Source organism: Flavobacterium sp. FG19, assembly GCF_057809475.1.
Genome location: NZ_JBMDKA010000013.1, coordinates 19,701 through 36,921 on the forward strand (window position 1 = coordinate 19,701; position 17,221 = coordinate 36,921).

19 protein-coding genes are annotated in these 17,221 nt (G+C 42.6%); 9 read left to right on the forward strand and 10 right to left on the reverse strand.

The genetic code is table 11. The features are described 5' to 3' along the window. Positions 1–18: 18 nt before the first annotated feature. Together nhaA and ACODST_RS13950 are read right to left on the reverse strand one after the other, a co-directional pair. On the reverse strand, positions 19–1,200 hold the full coding sequence (gene nhaA / locus ACODST_RS13945) for a Na+/H+ antiporter NhaA (RefSeq protein ID WP_488932725.1): 1,182 nt from the start codon (positions 1,198–1,200) through the stop codon (positions 19–21). 643 nt (positions 1,201–1,843) lie between these two features. Further along, positions 1,844–2,212, reverse strand: a complete 369-nt coding sequence (locus tag ACODST_RS13950; protein WP_488932726.1) for a hypothetical protein — start codon at positions 2,210–2,212, stop codon at positions 1,844–1,846. A gap of 371 nt (positions 2,213–2,583) precedes the next feature. On the opposite strand from ACODST_RS13950, the gene ACODST_RS13955 reads away from it, so the two are divergent. The 4 genes from ACODST_RS13955 (at position 2,584) to ACODST_RS13970 (ending at position 5,772) form a co-directional block, all read left to right on the forward strand. Then, on the forward strand, positions 2,584–3,018 hold the full coding sequence (locus ACODST_RS13955) for a hypothetical protein (protein WP_488932727.1): 435 nt from the start codon (positions 2,584–2,586) through the stop codon (positions 3,016–3,018). Between the two features lie 18 nt (positions 3,019–3,036). Continuing rightward, positions 3,037–3,624: a globin family protein gene (locus ACODST_RS13960; RefSeq protein WP_488932728.1), complete on the forward strand. Its 588-nt coding sequence runs from the start codon at positions 3,037–3,039 to the stop codon at positions 3,622–3,624. 275 nt (positions 3,625–3,899) lie between these two features. Then, complete coding sequence (gene hemA, locus ACODST_RS13965; RefSeq protein ID WP_488932729.1) at positions 3,900–5,204, forward strand: glutamyl-tRNA reductase; 1,305 nt, start codon at positions 3,900–3,902, stop codon at positions 5,202–5,204. A 187-nt stretch (positions 5,205–5,391) separates the two neighbouring features. After that, positions 5,392–5,772 (forward strand): response regulator, encoded by a 381-nt coding sequence (locus ACODST_RS13970; RefSeq protein WP_488932730.1) that lies wholly within the window; start codon positions 5,392–5,394, stop codon positions 5,770–5,772. A gap of 39 nt (positions 5,773–5,811) precedes the next feature. On the opposite strand, the gene ACODST_RS13975 is transcribed toward ACODST_RS13970, so the two are convergent. Next, positions 5,812–7,230 (reverse strand): SDR family oxidoreductase, encoded by a 1,419-nt coding sequence (locus ACODST_RS13975; RefSeq protein ID WP_488932731.1) that lies wholly within the window; start codon positions 7,228–7,230, stop codon positions 5,812–5,814. An 11-nt stretch (positions 7,231–7,241) separates the two neighbouring features. Further along, positions 7,242–7,925, reverse strand: a complete 684-nt coding sequence (locus ACODST_RS13980; protein ID WP_488932732.1) for an SDR family NAD(P)-dependent oxidoreductase — start codon at positions 7,923–7,925, stop codon at positions 7,242–7,244. A 487-nt stretch (positions 7,926–8,412) separates the two neighbouring features. On the opposite strand from ACODST_RS13980, the gene ACODST_RS13985 reads away from it, so the two are divergent. Next, the gene (locus ACODST_RS13985) at positions 8,413–8,784 is read left to right on the forward strand and encodes a helix-turn-helix domain-containing protein (protein ID WP_488932733.1); all 372 of its coding nucleotides are present in this window, start codon (positions 8,413–8,415) and stop codon (positions 8,782–8,784) included. 337 nt (positions 8,785–9,121) lie between these two features. Here ACODST_RS13985 and ACODST_RS13990 read toward each other — a convergent pair whose 3' ends face one another. From ACODST_RS13990 to ACODST_RS14015, 6 genes are all read right to left on the reverse strand, one after another. Beyond that, the gene (locus ACODST_RS13990) at positions 9,122–10,303 is read right to left on the reverse strand and encodes a DUF3570 domain-containing protein (RefSeq protein ID WP_488932734.1); all 1,182 of its coding nucleotides are present in this window, start codon (positions 10,301–10,303) and stop codon (positions 9,122–9,124) included. A gap of 17 nt (positions 10,304–10,320) precedes the next feature. After that, the gene (locus ACODST_RS13995; protein WP_488932735.1) at positions 10,321–10,554 is read right to left on the reverse strand and encodes a DUF4266 domain-containing protein; all 234 of its coding nucleotides are present in this window, start codon (positions 10,552–10,554) and stop codon (positions 10,321–10,323) included. Next, on the reverse strand, positions 10,551–11,522 hold the full coding sequence (locus ACODST_RS14000) for an FAD:protein FMN transferase (RefSeq protein ID WP_488932736.1): 972 nt from the start codon (positions 11,520–11,522) through the stop codon (positions 10,551–10,553). Before ACODST_RS14000 ends, ACODST_RS13995 begins: the two co-directional genes overlap by 4 nt. Continuing rightward, positions 11,485–11,919 (reverse strand): thioredoxin family protein, encoded by a 435-nt coding sequence (locus tag ACODST_RS14005; protein WP_488932737.1) that lies wholly within the window; start codon positions 11,917–11,919, stop codon positions 11,485–11,487. The genes ACODST_RS14000 and ACODST_RS14005 overlap by 38 nt, the downstream gene beginning before the upstream one ends. Positions 11,920–12,028: 109 nt before the next feature. Beyond that, entirely contained in the window at positions 12,029–12,718 is a 690-nt protein-coding gene (locus ACODST_RS14010; protein WP_488932738.1) for a VIT1/CCC1 transporter family protein, read from the reverse strand. A 2-nt stretch (positions 12,719–12,720) separates the two neighbouring features. Beyond that, positions 12,721–13,128: a hypothetical protein gene (locus tag ACODST_RS14015; RefSeq protein WP_488932739.1), complete on the reverse strand. Its 408-nt coding sequence runs from the start codon at positions 13,126–13,128 to the stop codon at positions 12,721–12,723. 235 nt (positions 13,129–13,363) lie between these two features. Between ACODST_RS14015 and ACODST_RS14020 the strand changes: the two genes are divergently transcribed. The 4 genes from ACODST_RS14020 to ACODST_RS14035 all read left to right on the forward strand — a co-directional run bounded on the left by ACODST_RS14020 (position 13,364) and on the right by ACODST_RS14035 (position 16,969). Then, complete coding sequence (locus ACODST_RS14020) at positions 13,364–13,792, forward strand: hypothetical protein (protein WP_488932740.1); 429 nt, start codon at positions 13,364–13,366, stop codon at positions 13,790–13,792. 661 nt (positions 13,793–14,453) lie between these two features. Then, a complete protein-coding gene (locus tag ACODST_RS14025) occupies positions 14,454–14,903 on the forward strand; it encodes a response regulator (protein ID WP_488932741.1) in 450 nt (149 codons plus the stop codon). Positions 14,904–15,109: 206 nt separating this feature from the next. Continuing rightward, positions 15,110–16,618 carry an ATP-binding protein gene (locus tag ACODST_RS14030; RefSeq protein ID WP_488932742.1) on the forward strand — a complete coding sequence of 503 codons (1,509 nt, stop codon included), beginning with the start codon at positions 15,110–15,112 and terminating at the stop codon, positions 16,616–16,618. A gap of 102 nt (positions 16,619–16,720) precedes the next feature. Beyond that, entirely contained in the window at positions 16,721–16,969 is a 249-nt protein-coding gene (locus tag ACODST_RS14035) for a hypothetical protein (protein ID WP_488932743.1), read from the forward strand. The last annotated feature ends 252 nt before the right edge of the window (positions 16,970–17,221 follow it).

The following is a 17,221-nucleotide window of genomic DNA, read 5'->3' on the forward strand; positions in this document are numbered from 1 at the left end:
TAATAAATAAGATTTTAATCAGCAGTCCGCCTTTCTTTTATTGTAGCTGCTCAGGAGCATAAAACCGCAGATACCGGATAATATGGACGCGGCCAGCACCGCAAATTTTGCTTCTGTCTGAAATTCGGCATTCTTAAAAGAAAGCAGGGCTATAAATATGGACATCGTAAATCCGATACCGCCTAAAAGCCCAAGACCAAGTACGTGAGGCCAGTTTGTATTTTCCGGCAGCTGTGAAATTTTGAGCTTCACCGAAAGCCAGGACATTAAAAATATTCCCGCGGGTTTGCCCAGAAACAGTCCCAGTACAATACCCAGTCCGAGATTTCCAAGAAGTCCTTCGGCCATACCGTTTTGAAAGGTTATGTTGGTGTTGGCAAGGGCAAAAAACGGCATTATTATAAAATTAACCGGATGGGTAAGCATATGTTCGAGCTTTTCAAGCGGCGACTCGCTGTCATCTTCATTTTTAGGAAGCGTCAGTGCGGTAAGAACCCCTGCGATTGTGGCGTGTATACCGGAATGATGTATAAAATACCACATGAAAATTCCCGGAATAATATAAAAGAAGAGATTTTTCAGCCCCATTCTATTAAAGATTATCTGAAGAAGAAAAACGCCCGCGGCATAACCGAGATAACTGAAATGGATGTCGCTGGAATAAAATACGGCAATTACCAAAATGGCAATCAGGTCATCCACTATGGCAAGTGCGGCAAGGAAAATTTTAAGCCCTGCAGGGACTTTATCGCCCAGCAGTGAAAGAATTCCTAAGGCAAAGGCAATGTCAGTTGCCATAGGGATACCCCAGCCCGAACTGGTGCGGGGGTCCGATGAGTTGAATAATGCATAGATCAATGCCGGCAGAGCCACGCCGCCAATCGCTGCAAGCACGGGAAGCGAAGCCTGTTTGAAGGAGGAGAGTTCCCCTTCAATAATTTCTCTTTTGATTTCCAAGCCGACCAGAAGAAAGAAAACCGCCATCAGGCCGTCGTTGATCCATATCAAAACAGGATATTTTAAGCTCAAGGATTGGAATTCTGCGCCAAGTTCGTAGTTTAAAACATTGGAAAACGGCTCTGAAAGCGCTGAATTGGCAATGATTAAAGACACAAGAATACATAGAAGTAATACAATCCCGCCGGCGGAAGATGATGTAAAGAAATTTTTAAAGCTTTTTAGATTGATCAGTTTTCCCATATCTGCAAATTTAGGGATTTTATTTTTATTGATCTCCCTTTGTTGATCTCCCGGCATGCAGGATATACGTGAATTAATCAGTTTTCCGCCTCAGGACAGCAAATAATAATCTGAGATTGAGACAGTATGTAGCAGATGGTATTTTGGGGCTTTTCCCTTGCAAGTTGCAATCTTCTTTACCGAAACTCCGGCGCAGAAGGATTTGCACTGCACACGAGCGAAGCGGACTGGCAAAGCAATCGGGGATGAAAAAGTCAAATAGACATTGCGCTTTGGCAATATGGTGTTCTAAGTTTTGCAATACTTACCTGAAACCTGCAGGCAGGTATTGCAAATGAAAATAATTACAATAGAAATTTTAGCCATTATTGTTTAATGCTTCAGGGTAAGGATTTAATAAATTACATTGATTTGCCTTTGGTTATAATATTGCTGGTGAATTTAGTGTTTTCAAACTAGCTGCGCACCTTATCACGCAGGGAATCCGGGGCAGCTTCAGCTTTAAATTGGTTTGTTTCCAGATCTTCCCTGGAGCAGATCGGCAAAAAGAGATTAGGCGAATTTATTGCCTAATCTCTTCTTATGATAAATTAATATCAAGTTGGAAAGCCTTAAATTGTATTTTTTGATGATCAGATTGAAACTATTTTTCAAATAACCCGTCCTTTTCCCATTGTTTCACGATATCTATTGTCTGCTGAGGCAGTCTAGGCCCTCCTTTAGGCATAAGTACATTATTGCCGTTTTCCAGGGAGATCCGGATAATAAGACTGCGTTTTAAAACGGCATCTTTTACCTGGCTGTATGTAACCAGGGATATCGGCGCCCCGTTTTGAGGGACCGCGGCATGGCACACAATGCAATTATTATCGATAATTGATTTTACATCCTTATTATAGGTTACTGATCCTGCAGGCGCCGGCGTATCGATTCCGGCTGAGGAATCATCGTTAGAGCAGCCTGTAAGAATTAAAGAGGATGATAAAATGGCAAATAGTTTTTTTGGATTCATAATGTTTTAGTTTAGTTTACAAAGCCGTCATTATTTTCATCTGAAAAGAGTGCTTTCTGCATATGTACGTTAAAATTTATAATACAGATTTTAATAAGAACACTTTTTATTGACTTACAGTTTATGAGGGCTTTAGAGATAACTTCATAAAAGCATAAAGAAAGAGAATGTTATTCTGCGTCTTAAAACATCCGCTGGGCTGAAGCGTGCCCATATTGGTAAAGCCTGTGTCAGATTATCGTAATGACTGCTCTGGGGATCTGTTATTATTTAAATTAATTCTAAACTAATATTTTCTTGTTACTTGTTAAAACCATCCTAAAAAAGTATTCGTATATCCTTTTAAATCTAACCATTTTAAAAAGCACCTTATGAAAATTAACAAGTACATCAAAAAAGGACTCTGGATTGCATTTGGCATTGCGATCTTATTTTCGGCTATTCTCCTTTTCCATATCATTACCGCCAAACCTGCGGTTTATGATACTCCAAATTTACAGGTAAGCCGTATTGATTTCAAATCAGATATCGATTCTGTCCAGGCAAAGCAGATTTGTTCTGATTTAAGGTCAATTAAAGGGCTGACCTCAGATTCCATCATTATTAAAAGAAACGTGGTGGTTTACTTCCATAATAATAAAATCACCAATTCAAAGAAGGTCTACGCCCAGCTGATGGCCAAAAGGCATTATGATGCGAGGCCTTATATACTGCCTGAAAATCTGGCATCCAAAGAAGTATGTCCTATGGACCAAAATAGTATGAGTTATAAATTATCTCAGAAGATAAACCATTTTTTTAATTAACCCTTTAATATTTTTGTTATGAAAAATTATTCTAAAATTGCCTTAAGCGTTTTATTTCTTTCAGCAGCTGCTTTTACATCATGCAGCAATGATGATGAGACTCCGGCTCCCGTAAAAGCCTCTATATATGAGCGATTGGGAGGAACCAAAATGGTCGCTGATCCTGATAATTCGGGGCAGATGATCGAGCAGGGACGTTTAAGCTTCCGTAAAGTGGTAAATTCAACCATCGGACTGATAGTTGCCGATATCCAGTCTAATGCATCAGGAAACCTTCAGGCGCATTTTGCGCCCCTTCTGGCTGAAACCGGATCGACCCAGGCTACAAATATTGCAAAATTATCAGATAACCTGACTGATTTCTTTTCATTCAACACCGGAGGTACAAATGCAGTGAACACCTATTCGGGTCTGAGCATGGCAGCGGCGCATAACCCTGCGACTAATCCTCGAATGGGCACAAAATCAAGCAGTGCCGACTATACAAAATTCGAAGGTTATGTAGGAGCGGCGGCCAATGCAAATGGTGTTGCTTCAAACACGGAACTCTACACGGATATTGTAGCGGTTTTGGAATCATTAAGAACGCCTATCGTTCAAAAATAATAATCTTCCAAAAAAACGCTGCCTTTTCCTGCGGGCAGCGTTTTTATTTAAAACTTTGTTTCATTCCAATACAATCATGAGTGCTTAAGGCGTGCCTTTTGTAATTCTAAATTTACCTTTACGGTATGTTCTGTCGCATTATGATTTAAGGATTACAGCGATGATCCCCGGCATTGGCTTTGATCCGATTGCTGGCATGACTGCAGAATCCAATTCCTAATTTATTTTATAAAATTGATCTCCCTGTTTGTTGAATCTTTAAGTAAAGTCATCCTATGGAAAATTTAAACCTGTCCAAAAATACTGCTTTTTATGCTTTAGGATTAAGTTATAAAAAAGCAGATGCCCTCATTAGAGGGAAATTCAGTTTAGACCCTAAAGCGCAGTCTGATCTGCTGGTGCAGGCTAAAGCTGAGGGTATAGATTCGTTAATTGTAATTTCCACCTGCAACAGGACTGAAATTTATGGATCGGCCTCTCATCCGTATGAACTGATAAAACTGCTTTGCGGCAATACCAAAGGCAGCGTGGAGGAGTTTCAGCAGGCCGGCTACATTTATAAAAATAAAGATGCGGTCAATCATTTTTTTCGAGTGGGTGCAGGCTTGGAAAGCCAGATTCTGGGTGATTTTGAAATCATCAGCCAGATTAAAACTTCCATTAATAAAAGTAAATCACATGGGCTTGTCAATACGTTTCTGGACCGCTTGGGCAATGCAGTAATCCAGGCCAGTAAAAAAATCAAAACAGATACAGGGATCTCCTCAGGGGCAGCCTCTGTTTCCTTCTCAGCGGTACGGTATATCATTGAAAATGTGAAGGATATCGGCGGCAAAAAAATCCTGCTGCTTGGAACAGGCGATATAGGAAGGAATACCTGCCAGAATTTAGTGAAGCATACCAAAAACGGCCATGTTACCGTTATAAACAGAACAAAAAGCAAGGCTCAGGCACTGGCAGGAAAACTAAATGTCATAGTAAAGGATTATAATGATCTGAGGCACGAACTGCAGCAGTCCGATGTTGTGGTGGTGGCAACAGGGGCAGATCATCCCACTGTCTGCAGAGAATTGCTGAATCCCAATAAGCCTCTATTGATATTGGATCTATCCATTCCGAGAAATGTAGCCCTTGATGTAGAAGACATATCGGAGGTAACCCTCATACATATGGACTGCCTTTCCCAGATGAAAGATGAGACCCTTGAAAAGAGAAAACAGCATATTCCCGCGGCCGAAGCCATCATTGAAGATGTGAAGTTCGAATTTAATACCTGGGTGCAGGCAAGAAAATATGCGCCGGCAATACATGCATTAAAAGCCAAATTAAATGATATTGCGGCGGTGGAACTGGCTTTTCAGAAAAAGAAATCCATTAATTTTGATCAGGCTCAGGCTGATGAGATAAGTTCAAGAATCATAAATAAGATAACCAGCCATTTCGCAAGCCATTTAAAACATGAGGAGTGCTCGATTGATGAGAGCATTAAATTTATTGAAAAAGTTTTTCAGCTGGGAGTATATGAACCGCTAAAAAAGCATTCACCTATAGAGGAGAAATATAAAATTAATCTTTCCTGATATTACATGAATTTTTAAAGCAGACTGCAGGGCAGCATTTTTAGAGGGGAATGCATTATAATACACAATCTTAGTTTTTTTTTATCTTCATTGCATTATTTTTTTTGCATCAGTTTTATTATATCAGCTCAAATAGTCTTATATTTCAAAAATTTTTGACCTCATAAAAAGCGTATCTGATAGAACAATGCTGAGAAGAGAAATACTCCTTATAGACGACGACCAAGATGATCTTGACAATTTTATTGATGCAATTGAATCTCTTAAAAAAAATGTGAGCTGCCATGCCCTGAGAAATCCTCTAAAAGCTCTTGAAGAGCTCGCTGGTTCCGAGAAAAAACCTGATTTAATATTTCTGGACTATAATATGCCCTATATCAATGGAATGGAGTTTCTGCGAAAACTGAGGAGTTATCCAGGCTTTGAAGGTATTGAAGTGGTGATTTTTTCAACTCCAGAAGAAAATGTAATGCTTCCCTGGCTTATTAAAAATGGCATCTCAGTGAAATACAGATCAAAACCCGATACATTTGAAGAACTTAAAGCCTTATTCAGCACCATGCTGTAACATGATTTTTTCAGCTGTTCGCTCCGGGATTTATAGGTCTCAATTTATTAATTTATTGAGCATGCCTTTAAAGATAAAGCCGTGAAAGGGCAGAACAGCATACCAGTATAATTTTCCCAAAAATCCTTTGGGCCTGAAGGTTGCGGCCTGATACAAGGTATTATTAATGATCTTAAATTCAAGCCAGGCTTCCCCGGGGAGTTTCATCTCAGCGTATAAAACTAATTTTCCCTGTTTTTTATCGGCATACACCACGCGCCAGAAATCTAAAGCATCACCCTGAAATAGTATATTTTTATGTGTCCTTCCGCGTCTAGTGCCCACACCGCCGAAAACCTTGTCAATAAATCCGCGCAGATCCCACAGCCAGTCTGCGTAGTACCATCCGGTCTGCCCGCCTATTGACCATATTTTTTCAATGGTATCTTCGCGATTGATGATTTCTTTTTTTCTTCTGTCCACATAGCAGCCCTTTTTTGGGACCTTTAAATACTGGCTGATGCTGCCGTTAAAGCTGCTGCTGGCGAGCGAATCTTTCCAGCTCGATATTACATCGTTCTGCTGTATTTTCTCAAGTGCCCTCTCCAGTGCTTGACGATATGTCATGGGGCTTATATGAAGCAGACTATTTATACGATTATCTCGGCAGACCACTTCTGTTTTCATGCTGCCCACCAGAGCGGAGGCGAGTCTATAGGATGTGGAGGTCACAAAATAAAGCCAGTAGGAGGACAGTTTTGGGGTCATCACCGGAACAGTAAAAATATACCGGCTGAGTTTTTTTGCCCTGGCAAACTCCAGCAGCATTTCTTTATAGGTCAGTATATCCGGCCCGCCTATATCAAAGCTCTGGTTATAAGTTTGCGGATTTAAAAGAGAGCGTACTAAAAATTCCAAAACATCCGAAACCGCTATAGGCTGGCATCTGGTATTGAGCCATTTTGGTGTGATCATAAATGGCAGCTTTTCTACAAGATCCCGTATTATTTCAAAAGAAGCGCTGCCTGAGCCGACGATTATTCCTGCTCTGAGTGCTGTGCAGGGGATTTTAGAGCTTCTTAAAATATCTTCTACGGCTTTTCGCGAAGATAAATGTCTGGATAAGGATTTGTCATTAACAATGCCGCTGAGATAGATAATCTGTCTGGCTTTTGTACCGCTGAGCCTGTTTATGAAATTATAAGCCGATGCACTTTCCATTTTATCGTAACTGGCTGATTTGTCAGACATGGAATGTATCAGGTAATAAGCGGCGTCTATATCGCTGGGAATAACGGCAAGACTTCGAGAATCAAGAAAATCCGTTTCAATAACTTTTACATTCATTGAGAATCTTTCAGGATAATTGAATCTGCTTTTATCCCTTACGCAGCAGATCACTTCGTGTCCATTTTTTACAAGCAGAGGCAGCAGCCGTTTTCCTATATATCCTGCCGCCCCGGTCAAAAGAATTTTCATGGTGGGTTTTATTATATTTTAAAGCTGACAAGTCCGTAATCCATCACAAAAACCTGCCCTGAGATAGAAGATGCGCTTTCTGAAATCAGATAATCAGCCATTTGGGCTACTTCTTGGGCCTGAAGGTAATTTTTCATAGGATGGCGCTCTTTGATGGATTCTTTCATTTTATCGTTTCTTAAAATGGAAGCAGAAAGAGGTGTCTGGGTAATGGTAGGAGCCACAGCATTAATCCGTACCTGGCCGGCAAGCTCTGCACCAAGAGATCTGACAAGTCCTTCTAAAGCCGCTTTAGATGCTGCAATGCTGGCATGGAAAGGCATCCCGAGTTTTGCGGCCACAGTGCTGAATAATACTATCGAGGGGCCTGATCCTTTTTTTAGGATTGGAAGATATTTCTGGATTACTCTCACGGCCCCCATTACATTTATTTCAAAATCATTTCTGAAATCATCAGTATGCAGGCTCTGGAAAGGCTTAAGGCTGATCGACCCCGGGCAGTAAATAAGAGAATCGATCTGCTCTATATCAGGCAGCGGATCTTTGAGAATATCGGCGCAATAATGAATAAGATTGCTGTGCGAAGCATCAGGGGGTGTGCGGCTTATGTTATATACGAAGCTGTTTTTTAGTTTTTCCTCCAAAAGGGCCCTGCCAATCCCTGTGCTTGCTCCTATGATCAGAATTTTTTTCATATCGGATAGTTTAATTCTTTTATCTGTTTTAGCTAAAATGATATAAGCCTAAAGAATATAATATTTGCCCTTGACCAGCCTTTATGGTCAAATCGGTGAAATTGGAAATCTCAGTAGTAAAGATACAATTTTGTTTAATTTTTGTTTAAATTTGTTAAACATTTTTTTATTTTCTGCCTTCATTCCGGCCTGGAGCTGGTTTGAATCTTATTGCAGGAATGCAATTGACCCGTGCCGTTTTCCGGACAGCAGGTTTTACTTGTATAATTATGGCCGGCAAAATTATTTTACGAATAATTTTTTTTATGTTTTTTTTAAGAAATGTTTAGTTTTAAAAATCGTTTATTTAGTGTATCGGAAGAAATCATAAAGCACTGCTGATTTGAACAGTTCTGTTCATTCACTGCGCGGATCTGTGATGTATGGATTTAGCGAAAGTGGCATTTAGATTTATCAGTCCGGTTTTAACTTAATACATCCCGATAGAATGCCTGGAGATATAAATGAAAATATAAAAAGCATACGAGAACTCAAAAACTACAGTCAGGAATATATGGCCTTCAGATTGGGCATTACCCAGGCAGGATACAGTAAGATGGAAAGGAACGGAAGCAGGATCAGCTTTGAGAAATTAGAGGAAATAGCAGTTATATTTGAAATGGATCTGGGCAGCATCATCAATTTTGGCAGCGCTCTTAATTTTAAAAGTACGCCGCAGCATATGGAAAATAGATCAGCTGCAAGAGGGGGCTGCAGTATAGAGAACCTTTACCGGGATAAAATTGTACTGCTGGAAAAACTGCTGGATATAACCGACAGGGAGCTTACAAATTATAAGGATAGATTTGGATGCCTTTAAAAGATCTTTTTGTGTGTTTTTTAAAGGGAGCTCATTGGAAGGGGAGCAGGTTTTCTGAAATAGGGCAGGGAGCTTGAAAAACAGCGGATAAAGAAGTCACATATAAAGGTCTTATGATTATATAGAAACATTTATTTGGAAGATTATGTTTTTATGGACAGCCGTCTTATTGCAGAATAAGGCGGTTTTTTTGCTTTTCAGAATTCAGACTGATAAATCTGCGGCAGGGACGCCGCTTTGGCTGTAATGAAGAGCAGGAAGTCCTTTAAGGGGATTTTTCTGCACAAAAGTAATGCCGTCCCATTTTGAGACGGCATTATCTGCTTAAAGCTTACGCTTATTTATATTTTATATTAATGCTGATGATATCCGAGGCCATATTTGTGGTGCGCGTATAATGTCCGTAACGGATCTCCAGCGTATTCCAGTGTCTGAGCCCGAATATTCCATTAGGCGGCGTGAATTTCATTCCCATTCCAAAAAAACCGCTGTCAAACTTGGACAGGTCATAATTGCTGGTATAAAATTGATCCGCGGCCGTATGCTCCCCATAAGGTTTGAAATACTTGGTGCCTGTCTGGGTGTAATATCTGTAGAAAGGGCTCAGTGAGAATGCCTGGGTCAATTTTACGGGAATTTCAAGATCAGCGGTATGCGCCCTGAGTCCCCAGTCATCGGTGTAATAGCGGTAGTAGGCCCTTATGATGATATTATCCCCGGCAAAATAGCTGGCCCTGATCCCAAGGGGGATTTTCAGCCTGGTATCGGGCATTTTTTCCTGGTGCACCGATCCGTCCTGGAAATACACCCTGTGAAAGGGAAGGCTTAAATACCCGTTCTGGCTGATAAGGTCGCCGACAAGCATAATCTGAAGATTTTTATTTACTATCTGGCTGTAGCTCAAAGTCCCTGCAAAAGTATTTCGGTTCGCGCTGCCATAGCCTTCACCTGCGGTTCGCAGCTCGACAGGCTCGATGAGTTTGAGCTGGTCGATAAAGGTCTGAAACCGGGCTGTAAATTCCCCGTTTCTGTCTTTGGTTTTCTGTGAGAAGCTGATATTTCCCCCGAAGGACTGGTAGTCAAACTCCGTTGAGGAAGATACCCCGATGCCGAGTGTTCTTCCTTTCTGCTCGTTTTCTCTCAAATAGGTCAGCGATGGGTAGAAGCGGTTGTCGGAAGAGGATGCCGAAGAATTGGCGCTCAGGTCGATCATATCCGAGGAGGCCGAGGTGTAGTGGTCAATGCCCGCCTCAATGTCAAAGGTATGCTTGATACCCGTCTGGCCGTATTTTACCAGCTTCACGTCTATGGTATTGGCAATATCGGTCAGATGCTCCGAACCGCGTCCTCCCATAACCGCTGAATTGTCCCCATTCTGTTTGTAATAGCTTGAGACCAGGTTGACTTCTTCGAGTTTTAGTTTTCTGCTTTTGTAACTGCTTGAATCAGCAGGTACATCCTGCGCTTTCGCCTGAAACAAGGCCAAAAGGGCAAATCCTGTAATGAATATTCTTTTCATTGCTAAATCGTATCAGATTAATTACAGCCGCATCCCCCGCCGCTTTTTCCTGAATTGGCACCGGAAGCTCCCTCGCGGTAGGATTGGAAACTGAGTTCTGTCTTTTCAATTTTCCTGTTGGAAAGGACCATTTCAGAATCGTTGATTTTTCCTTTCTGGTATTCTTTTACCGGAGTGCAGCAGGTGAGCAGCAGTCCTGCAAGGGCAGTGCCGCAGATGAGTTTGAGATTTTTCTGTTTTGGCTTTTTCATTTCAGATTGATGTTTTTAGAAGTGTAGACTTTATTGCTGTCGTCGATGATGATACAATATAGATCAGGTATCTGGTCTATTAAAAAAAGGCCTGCCTTGATGCCCATAACCGCTATGGGAGTGGCCATTGCGTCTGCAAATTCTGCATTGGGCGCAATTATGGTCACGCTTTTTATGCCCGATATGGGAAGGCCTGTTTTTGGGTCGATGGTATGGGAGTATTTTTTCCCGCCAATGATTGCAAACTTTTCATAGTTTCCTGAAGTGGCCACCGCTTTATTGGATATTTCCATGTAGGAGAATGCCGCATTTGGAGCGTCGGGCGAGGCAACGCCTATGGTCCATTTGCTGCCGCCCGGCTGCAGTCCCCAGGCGCATAAGTCCCCGCTCGCATTAATAATGCCGCTCTGTACGCCATTTTGAATCAGGACCTGCTTGGCCATCTCCGCGGCATATCCCTTGCCGATGCCCCCAAAACCGATCCGCATGCCTTTTTCTTTTAAAAAAACAGTTGTATTTTCCCTGTCCAGGATGATATTTCTGTAATCAATGAGATGCACCATTTTAAGCGCCGTCTGTGCATCAGGGAGCCTTGTCATGGTCTTGTCGAAATTCCAGAGGCTTTTATCGATGCCGCCGTAGGTGATGTCAAATGCGCCCTGGGTTATTCTGGAAATCCCCATAGATCTTTCTATAAGGTTAAAAACCTCCAGGTCTACCCTGACAGGCTTAATTCCTGCATTGTCATTGATCAGGCTGGTCTGGCTGTCCTGCTTAAAGGTGCTCAGCAGGTTTTCAATGCGCCTGATTTCCCCCACGGCAAGATTGATAAACGCATCTGCTTTTTTCTTTTCACCACTTACCGCTGTAATGGTAAAGCTGTTTCCCATGAGCTTCAGGGTCTGGGAATATTTCTGGCCTGCAGAGGGCTTATTTTCGGCTTTCACAGACCGCTTGTATTTCTTCATTCCACTGCTCAGGGGTCATCTCAGGCTTTCCATGCCAGGTCTTGATCACTTTTCCCTGGGCATCCAAAAGAAGGGTCAGGGGAAAACTGCCTTCCCTGTTGTATATTTCGGCCAGCCCTTCGTTTCGTTTTATCTGCTCATCTGACCCCATATTTTTCTTTTTTCTGGGAAAATCAGCATTGACAAGAACTAGATTCTTCTCGGCCATCTTTGTGAAGTCGGCATTTTCAAGATAGTCCCTTCGAAGTATAATGCACGGGCCGCACCAGTCCGAACCCGAGAAGTTCAGAAGGATCAGTTTATGCTGCTGTGCCGCGGTTTTTTTGGCGGCGTTAAAATCAGGCTCCCAGTTGATGGGAAGCAGGGTAAGGACGATAAATAAAGAGAGGAGTTTCATTGTGCTGTTTATTTTAAGGTATATACGAAATAACGAAAAGGATGGTTTGTTATTTTTCTTTGATCCTTAAGATTGGATTAATTTTTCAGGCATACCGCCCATAAATTTATTACGGCGCCTGTACGCCAAAGAGCCAGCCTACAAGGGCAGATGCCGCCATGGCAAAAGTGCCCCAGAGGCAGATGCGCAGCACAGATCTTCCTTTATGAGAGCCTCCCGCCTTGGCGGCCAGCATCCCTGAGAGGGCCAGGAAAATGATTGAAAAGCCGTACTGGCAGGCTACCATGTGTTTTATCGGGGCAAAAACTGCTGTCAAAAGCGGCAGGATCCCCCCGATGATAAAGGAAACGGCCGAAGCAAAGGCAGCCATAAAAGGATTGGCCTGTGTCATTTCATTTATTCCCAGCTCGTCCCTGGCATGCGCTTCCAGGGCATTGTGGGCTGTCAGCTGCAGGGCGACCTCTCTGGCAAGTTCTGAACTCAAGCCCCTCTGGATATAGATCTGGGCGAGTTCCTCAAGTTCGGATTCGGGCATATTTTCGAGTTCGGCCCTCTCACGCTGAAGGTCGGCATGCTCAACATCGACCTGGGAGCTCACCGATACATATTCCCCTGCAGCCATTGAAAGGGCGCCGGCCGTGAGACCTGCCGCAGCGGCCAGCAGCACAGGCTCTCTGGTTACGCTTGCCGCGGCAACCCCTATGGCGATGCTTGCCGTGGACAATATGCCGTCATTGGCTCCAAGGACAGCGGCCCTGAGCCAGCCGCTCCTGCTGGTATAGTGATTCTCATCCTTCATAACTATTTTTCTTTGGGTATTTTGGTCCAGTCACGGTTTTCTGGTTTTTTACCAACCCCGCCAAAATTGGTTTTGAGCATCTCGCGGATCTGAAACTGCGTTTTATTTCGGGTCATGTTCTCCCACATTTTAAAATTATAGATATGGATGTGCGCTGCATTTGTATTTACAGCGAATGCGATGCCGGATATTGAAGCTTTAAATTTTTTTAGATCATTTAAAACAGTGCGGCTTGGAACCACGATAAGAATGATTTCCCATTGCAGATAATCCTTTGGAAAATCCTCTCTTTCCTGCAGGCCCAGCGATTCGAGAAATGCTGTTATTTTCTGATTGTTCAGGTGGCCGATCCTCTGGTCGATTTCTCTGAGTCTCTGCCTGAAATTGTTTTCATCTGCAATTATATTCATTTTATCTGCTCTTTTAAGAAGTAAAGTTACTTTGAAAAGCGAAATATTGAACGAAAAAGACTATTAGAATGGTTCTAAATTTCTCCTGATATTATTTTTGAAAGCAGAATTGAAGTATGTTAGCGCTGTAAAAAGGGGCTGGGTTCTTTTTTACCCGACAGGGACTATGAGAATTATTTTCTTTGGGTATAAAAGGGCCGATTTGCGAAGTCTGACCATAAAATGATCAAGTATAATGTACAGCATCAATACACAGCTGGCTTATTTCAAATACGGCGCGGATCCCAAAAGGATGCTGGCCAATATCACATGGTTCAAATCCGTTTTGATAAGCGATCTGCAGATACAGGGAGTTCCATTAAAGGACTTTGAAATTGAAGAATTTAAGAGTTTCATTGAGCTGAATAAAAGTAATTTCCCAGGACAGTATTTTACCCAGCAGGCCAAAGAGGAAGACGGGAATATATTTGACCTGAATTCATTGAGTGCTTCCTTGTTTCCCCACTGTATTATTTTATCTGGAAATAATGCGCTGCAGAGCAGCTGTGATATCATTTATAAAGTTATGCCTGCCATACTGACAGATGAAAATTATATACTGAAGAAAGCTTATGGTCTGAGCTTTGATCTATTGGGGAAAATTCAGATTTATAGAATAAATTGAGACAAAGCCTGCAGCTGGGCTCTGCATGGGTTGTTACTCTTTGTTGTAAAGTTTTATGATCCCACAGGCTGCAAATACTCTGCTGACGCTGCCTTACGACATGGAATAGCGGCATTAAACTTGTTCTGTGAGCACTGCACTGCAGGCTGCTTTTATTTTTCTCACAGCCTGGATTGAAAAGGATGGATTGAAGATGTAAAAGGTTTGGAATTTTAATTTTTACATCTATTTTTATTTCGGATTTTAAAATTTAAACAAAAAAGCAGGTATTTTTTAACCTTTCCCGGCCCAAGGCATGGGAAAGGTTTTTTTTGCAGATATGCGGCAGAATTGCTTTAAGGCTTTAACATATTGCTCAATATTGGATTGTCTTTCTTCGGCGCAGGCGAATTTAGGGCCTTATAATGTTCCAATGTTTTTTTTAAGTATATACCTACGCATTTTGAACTTCTTTTTACATAATTCCCATCTTTGAGGTGGAAATTATGTAAATTTTTTTAGATGGGTTTGTTTTCCAGGATCAGAAAATCTATCTTTAAATATTATTAACCCGGCAACGGATATAATTCAATTCTTTACTGATTTTCATAGGACTATAGTGATATGACCCTTCGCGGATTTTTAGATTATAGTCTTATGCCAGCCTGAGAAACTATAAATCATGCCTGAAAATGAAAATTCCAAAAAGATCATCTGCCTTACCGACAACGATCAGGATGACCGAATGCTGCTCCATGAAGCGATCCTGACCTTAGACAAAACCTTTGAAATCCTCGAGCTATGCAGCGCTGCTGATCTTTTGGACCACTTAGCAAAAAAGCCCCTGAGCCTTCCTTATTACATCTTTCTTGATCTGATGATGCCTGGAATGGATGGTTTTGAGTGCCTGGAGAGGCTCAGAAACGGACCTTTGGGCCGCAAAAAAACAAAGATCATCATTTATTCCTGCCGGAGCGGCGAGAATAGCATTCATAGAGCCTTTGATCTGGGTGCGGATTTTTACGCCGTGAAGCCCGCCAGCTACAATGACCTGAAAGATCTTGTAAGGGTGATCATGGAGTCCGGCTGGGAGGGACGGGCACGCGGACAGCGGATATTTGGTGCCCGATGAGCACAAGCGGCATCAGCCGCCAAAAGGCATCAAAGCAGAAAGCTGATTTTGCACCTGGGACTTTATGATGGATGCCTTTAAAATTATCCCTGCATAATGCCTTACGGGATGACTGTGTTGGAATTTTGAAAAAGATAAAATAATTGATATAAACCCTGCTGTTTGAAAAGCAGTAATTTGCTGCATTGGAAACAGCCTGACTACTTATGGAAAGAACTTTACAGATTTTAAAGGATGCGGTGGAGAATACGCACCTGCCCATCGGGGTCTATACAGGAGAAGAATTAAAGATAGAGGCGGCCAATCCGGCGATGATTAAGACTTTAGGAAAAGGGGGGGATGTGATCGGCAGGACCTATTTTGAGGTGGTGCCCGAAATTGAAAAACAGCATATTTTTAAGGAGGCGCTGCAGGCCTTTAAAACCGGCATCCCATTTCATGCCATGGACAGAAGGGTTGACCTTGTAATGGATGGAGAAGAGATGACCTTTTATTTCAATTACAGTTTTATACCCCTTTTCGATGCGGACGGACAAGTGTACGGGGTGATGAACACCGGGATGGACGTCACCGAGCTTCACATGGCCCGTGAACAGGCGCAGAGTGCATCAGAACAGCTCCGCATGGCTGTTGAGTCTTCGGGCATGGGCACTTATGAGATTGACCTTCTAACGGGAAACATCACGACCTCGGGCAATTTCCGCTCGATCTGGAATATTCAGGGGCCCATTACAAACGATGCCATTATATCAAAACTGCACCCTGAGGACATACCTGTTAGGGAGAAGGCGCACCGCGAGGCGGAGCTTACCGGTGTGATCAGCTATCAGGCCCGTATCATAAATGAGGACCAGAGCGTGCGCTGGACCAGCATCACAGGCAAGATACTCAGGGATGAAAATGGAAGGGCCGTTAAAATTACAGGAATAATAGAGGATATAGGATGCCGGAAGGCCCTTGAGGAAAAGCTCCGCGAAGAGGCCCAGAAGAGCAACCAGGAACTGCGCCGATCCAACGAGGAGCTGCTTCATTTTGCCAATCTGGTCAGCCATGACCTCAAAGAGCCGGTGCGCAAGATCAAAACCTTCATCAGCCGTATGAGAAGCAGTTCAGAGGATGTTTTTTCTGAAAAACAGGCATTCTACCTCGATAAGATAGACCATACCGCCCAGCGCATGGGCAATGTGATAGAGGGGATCCTGGCCTATTCGGGGGCCGATAAGAAAAAGCGGCCCGTGGAAACCGTAGACCTAAATGGGGTTCTGGAGCAGGTAAAAGGCGACTTGGAGCTTGCCATTGAGGAAAAGGATGCGGTTCTGATCATTTTGGAACTCCCCGAAATTGAAGGTTCCAAGGCGCTGCTCCAGCAGCTTTTTTATAATCTGCTGCACAATGCTCTTAAATTCTCAAGATCCGAAGAGCCTCCAAGAATTATAATAGGGGGGGAGATCACCGAATTTGAACAGCGTGCTGCAGCGAGTATCCGTATCCAAGACAACGGAATCGGAATTGAGAAAGGCTTTAGTGAAAGGATCTTCAAGGCTTTTGAACGCCTTCATTCCAAGGACCGGTACGAAGGCAGCGGGCTGGGGCTTTCGCTCTGCCGGAAAATCACAGAAAGGCATGGGGGGAGCATAACGGTCTCGCCCAATACCGGCGGAGGGTCGGTTTTCACCGTAGTGCTTCCCCTGCATCAGGCACAGAGCACCATTTAGTGCTGTAAAAGCTTCCTTTCAAGTTTAACAGTATTGAAGTTGTAAGGAACACTTTAAATCTTTATATTTGGATATAGAAAAGAAATGGGTTTTTAACAGAATATGGAAAAGACAATACGTCTCAGGGTTCGTAAAGAAACGGTCCCTTCGCAGCACAACAGTATCATAAGATTAAAAGGCAGCCTGGTTTCAATGGGCTATACCCAGATCATACATATTGAGGACCAGGACGATCAGTTTTATATCAATACTTTTGGAATCTCCGAAGAAAAGACCCGTGAAGTGCTTGATTACATAACATCTTTTATCGCCGGTGAGCAGCTTTTGGAAACCATAACAATAACCAAATAGATTAATTAACTAAACTAACTGCTTTTAAAGGCGCTTGCCTTGAATGCCTGCCCTTGCGGCAGGCATTTTTACAGCATTGAATTTCACTGCAGGTCTTTTTACCGGTACCCCCTTTGCAAAGGTGTATTTATTGGATTAAAGTCTGTATATTTGCCGACTATTAACACTTCAGGGATATGATCCGATTATCTGCTGATCCCGGATGCCGGCATCTTTGGCCAGTCCGATTGGGATTTTCAGTTTATTGTTTTC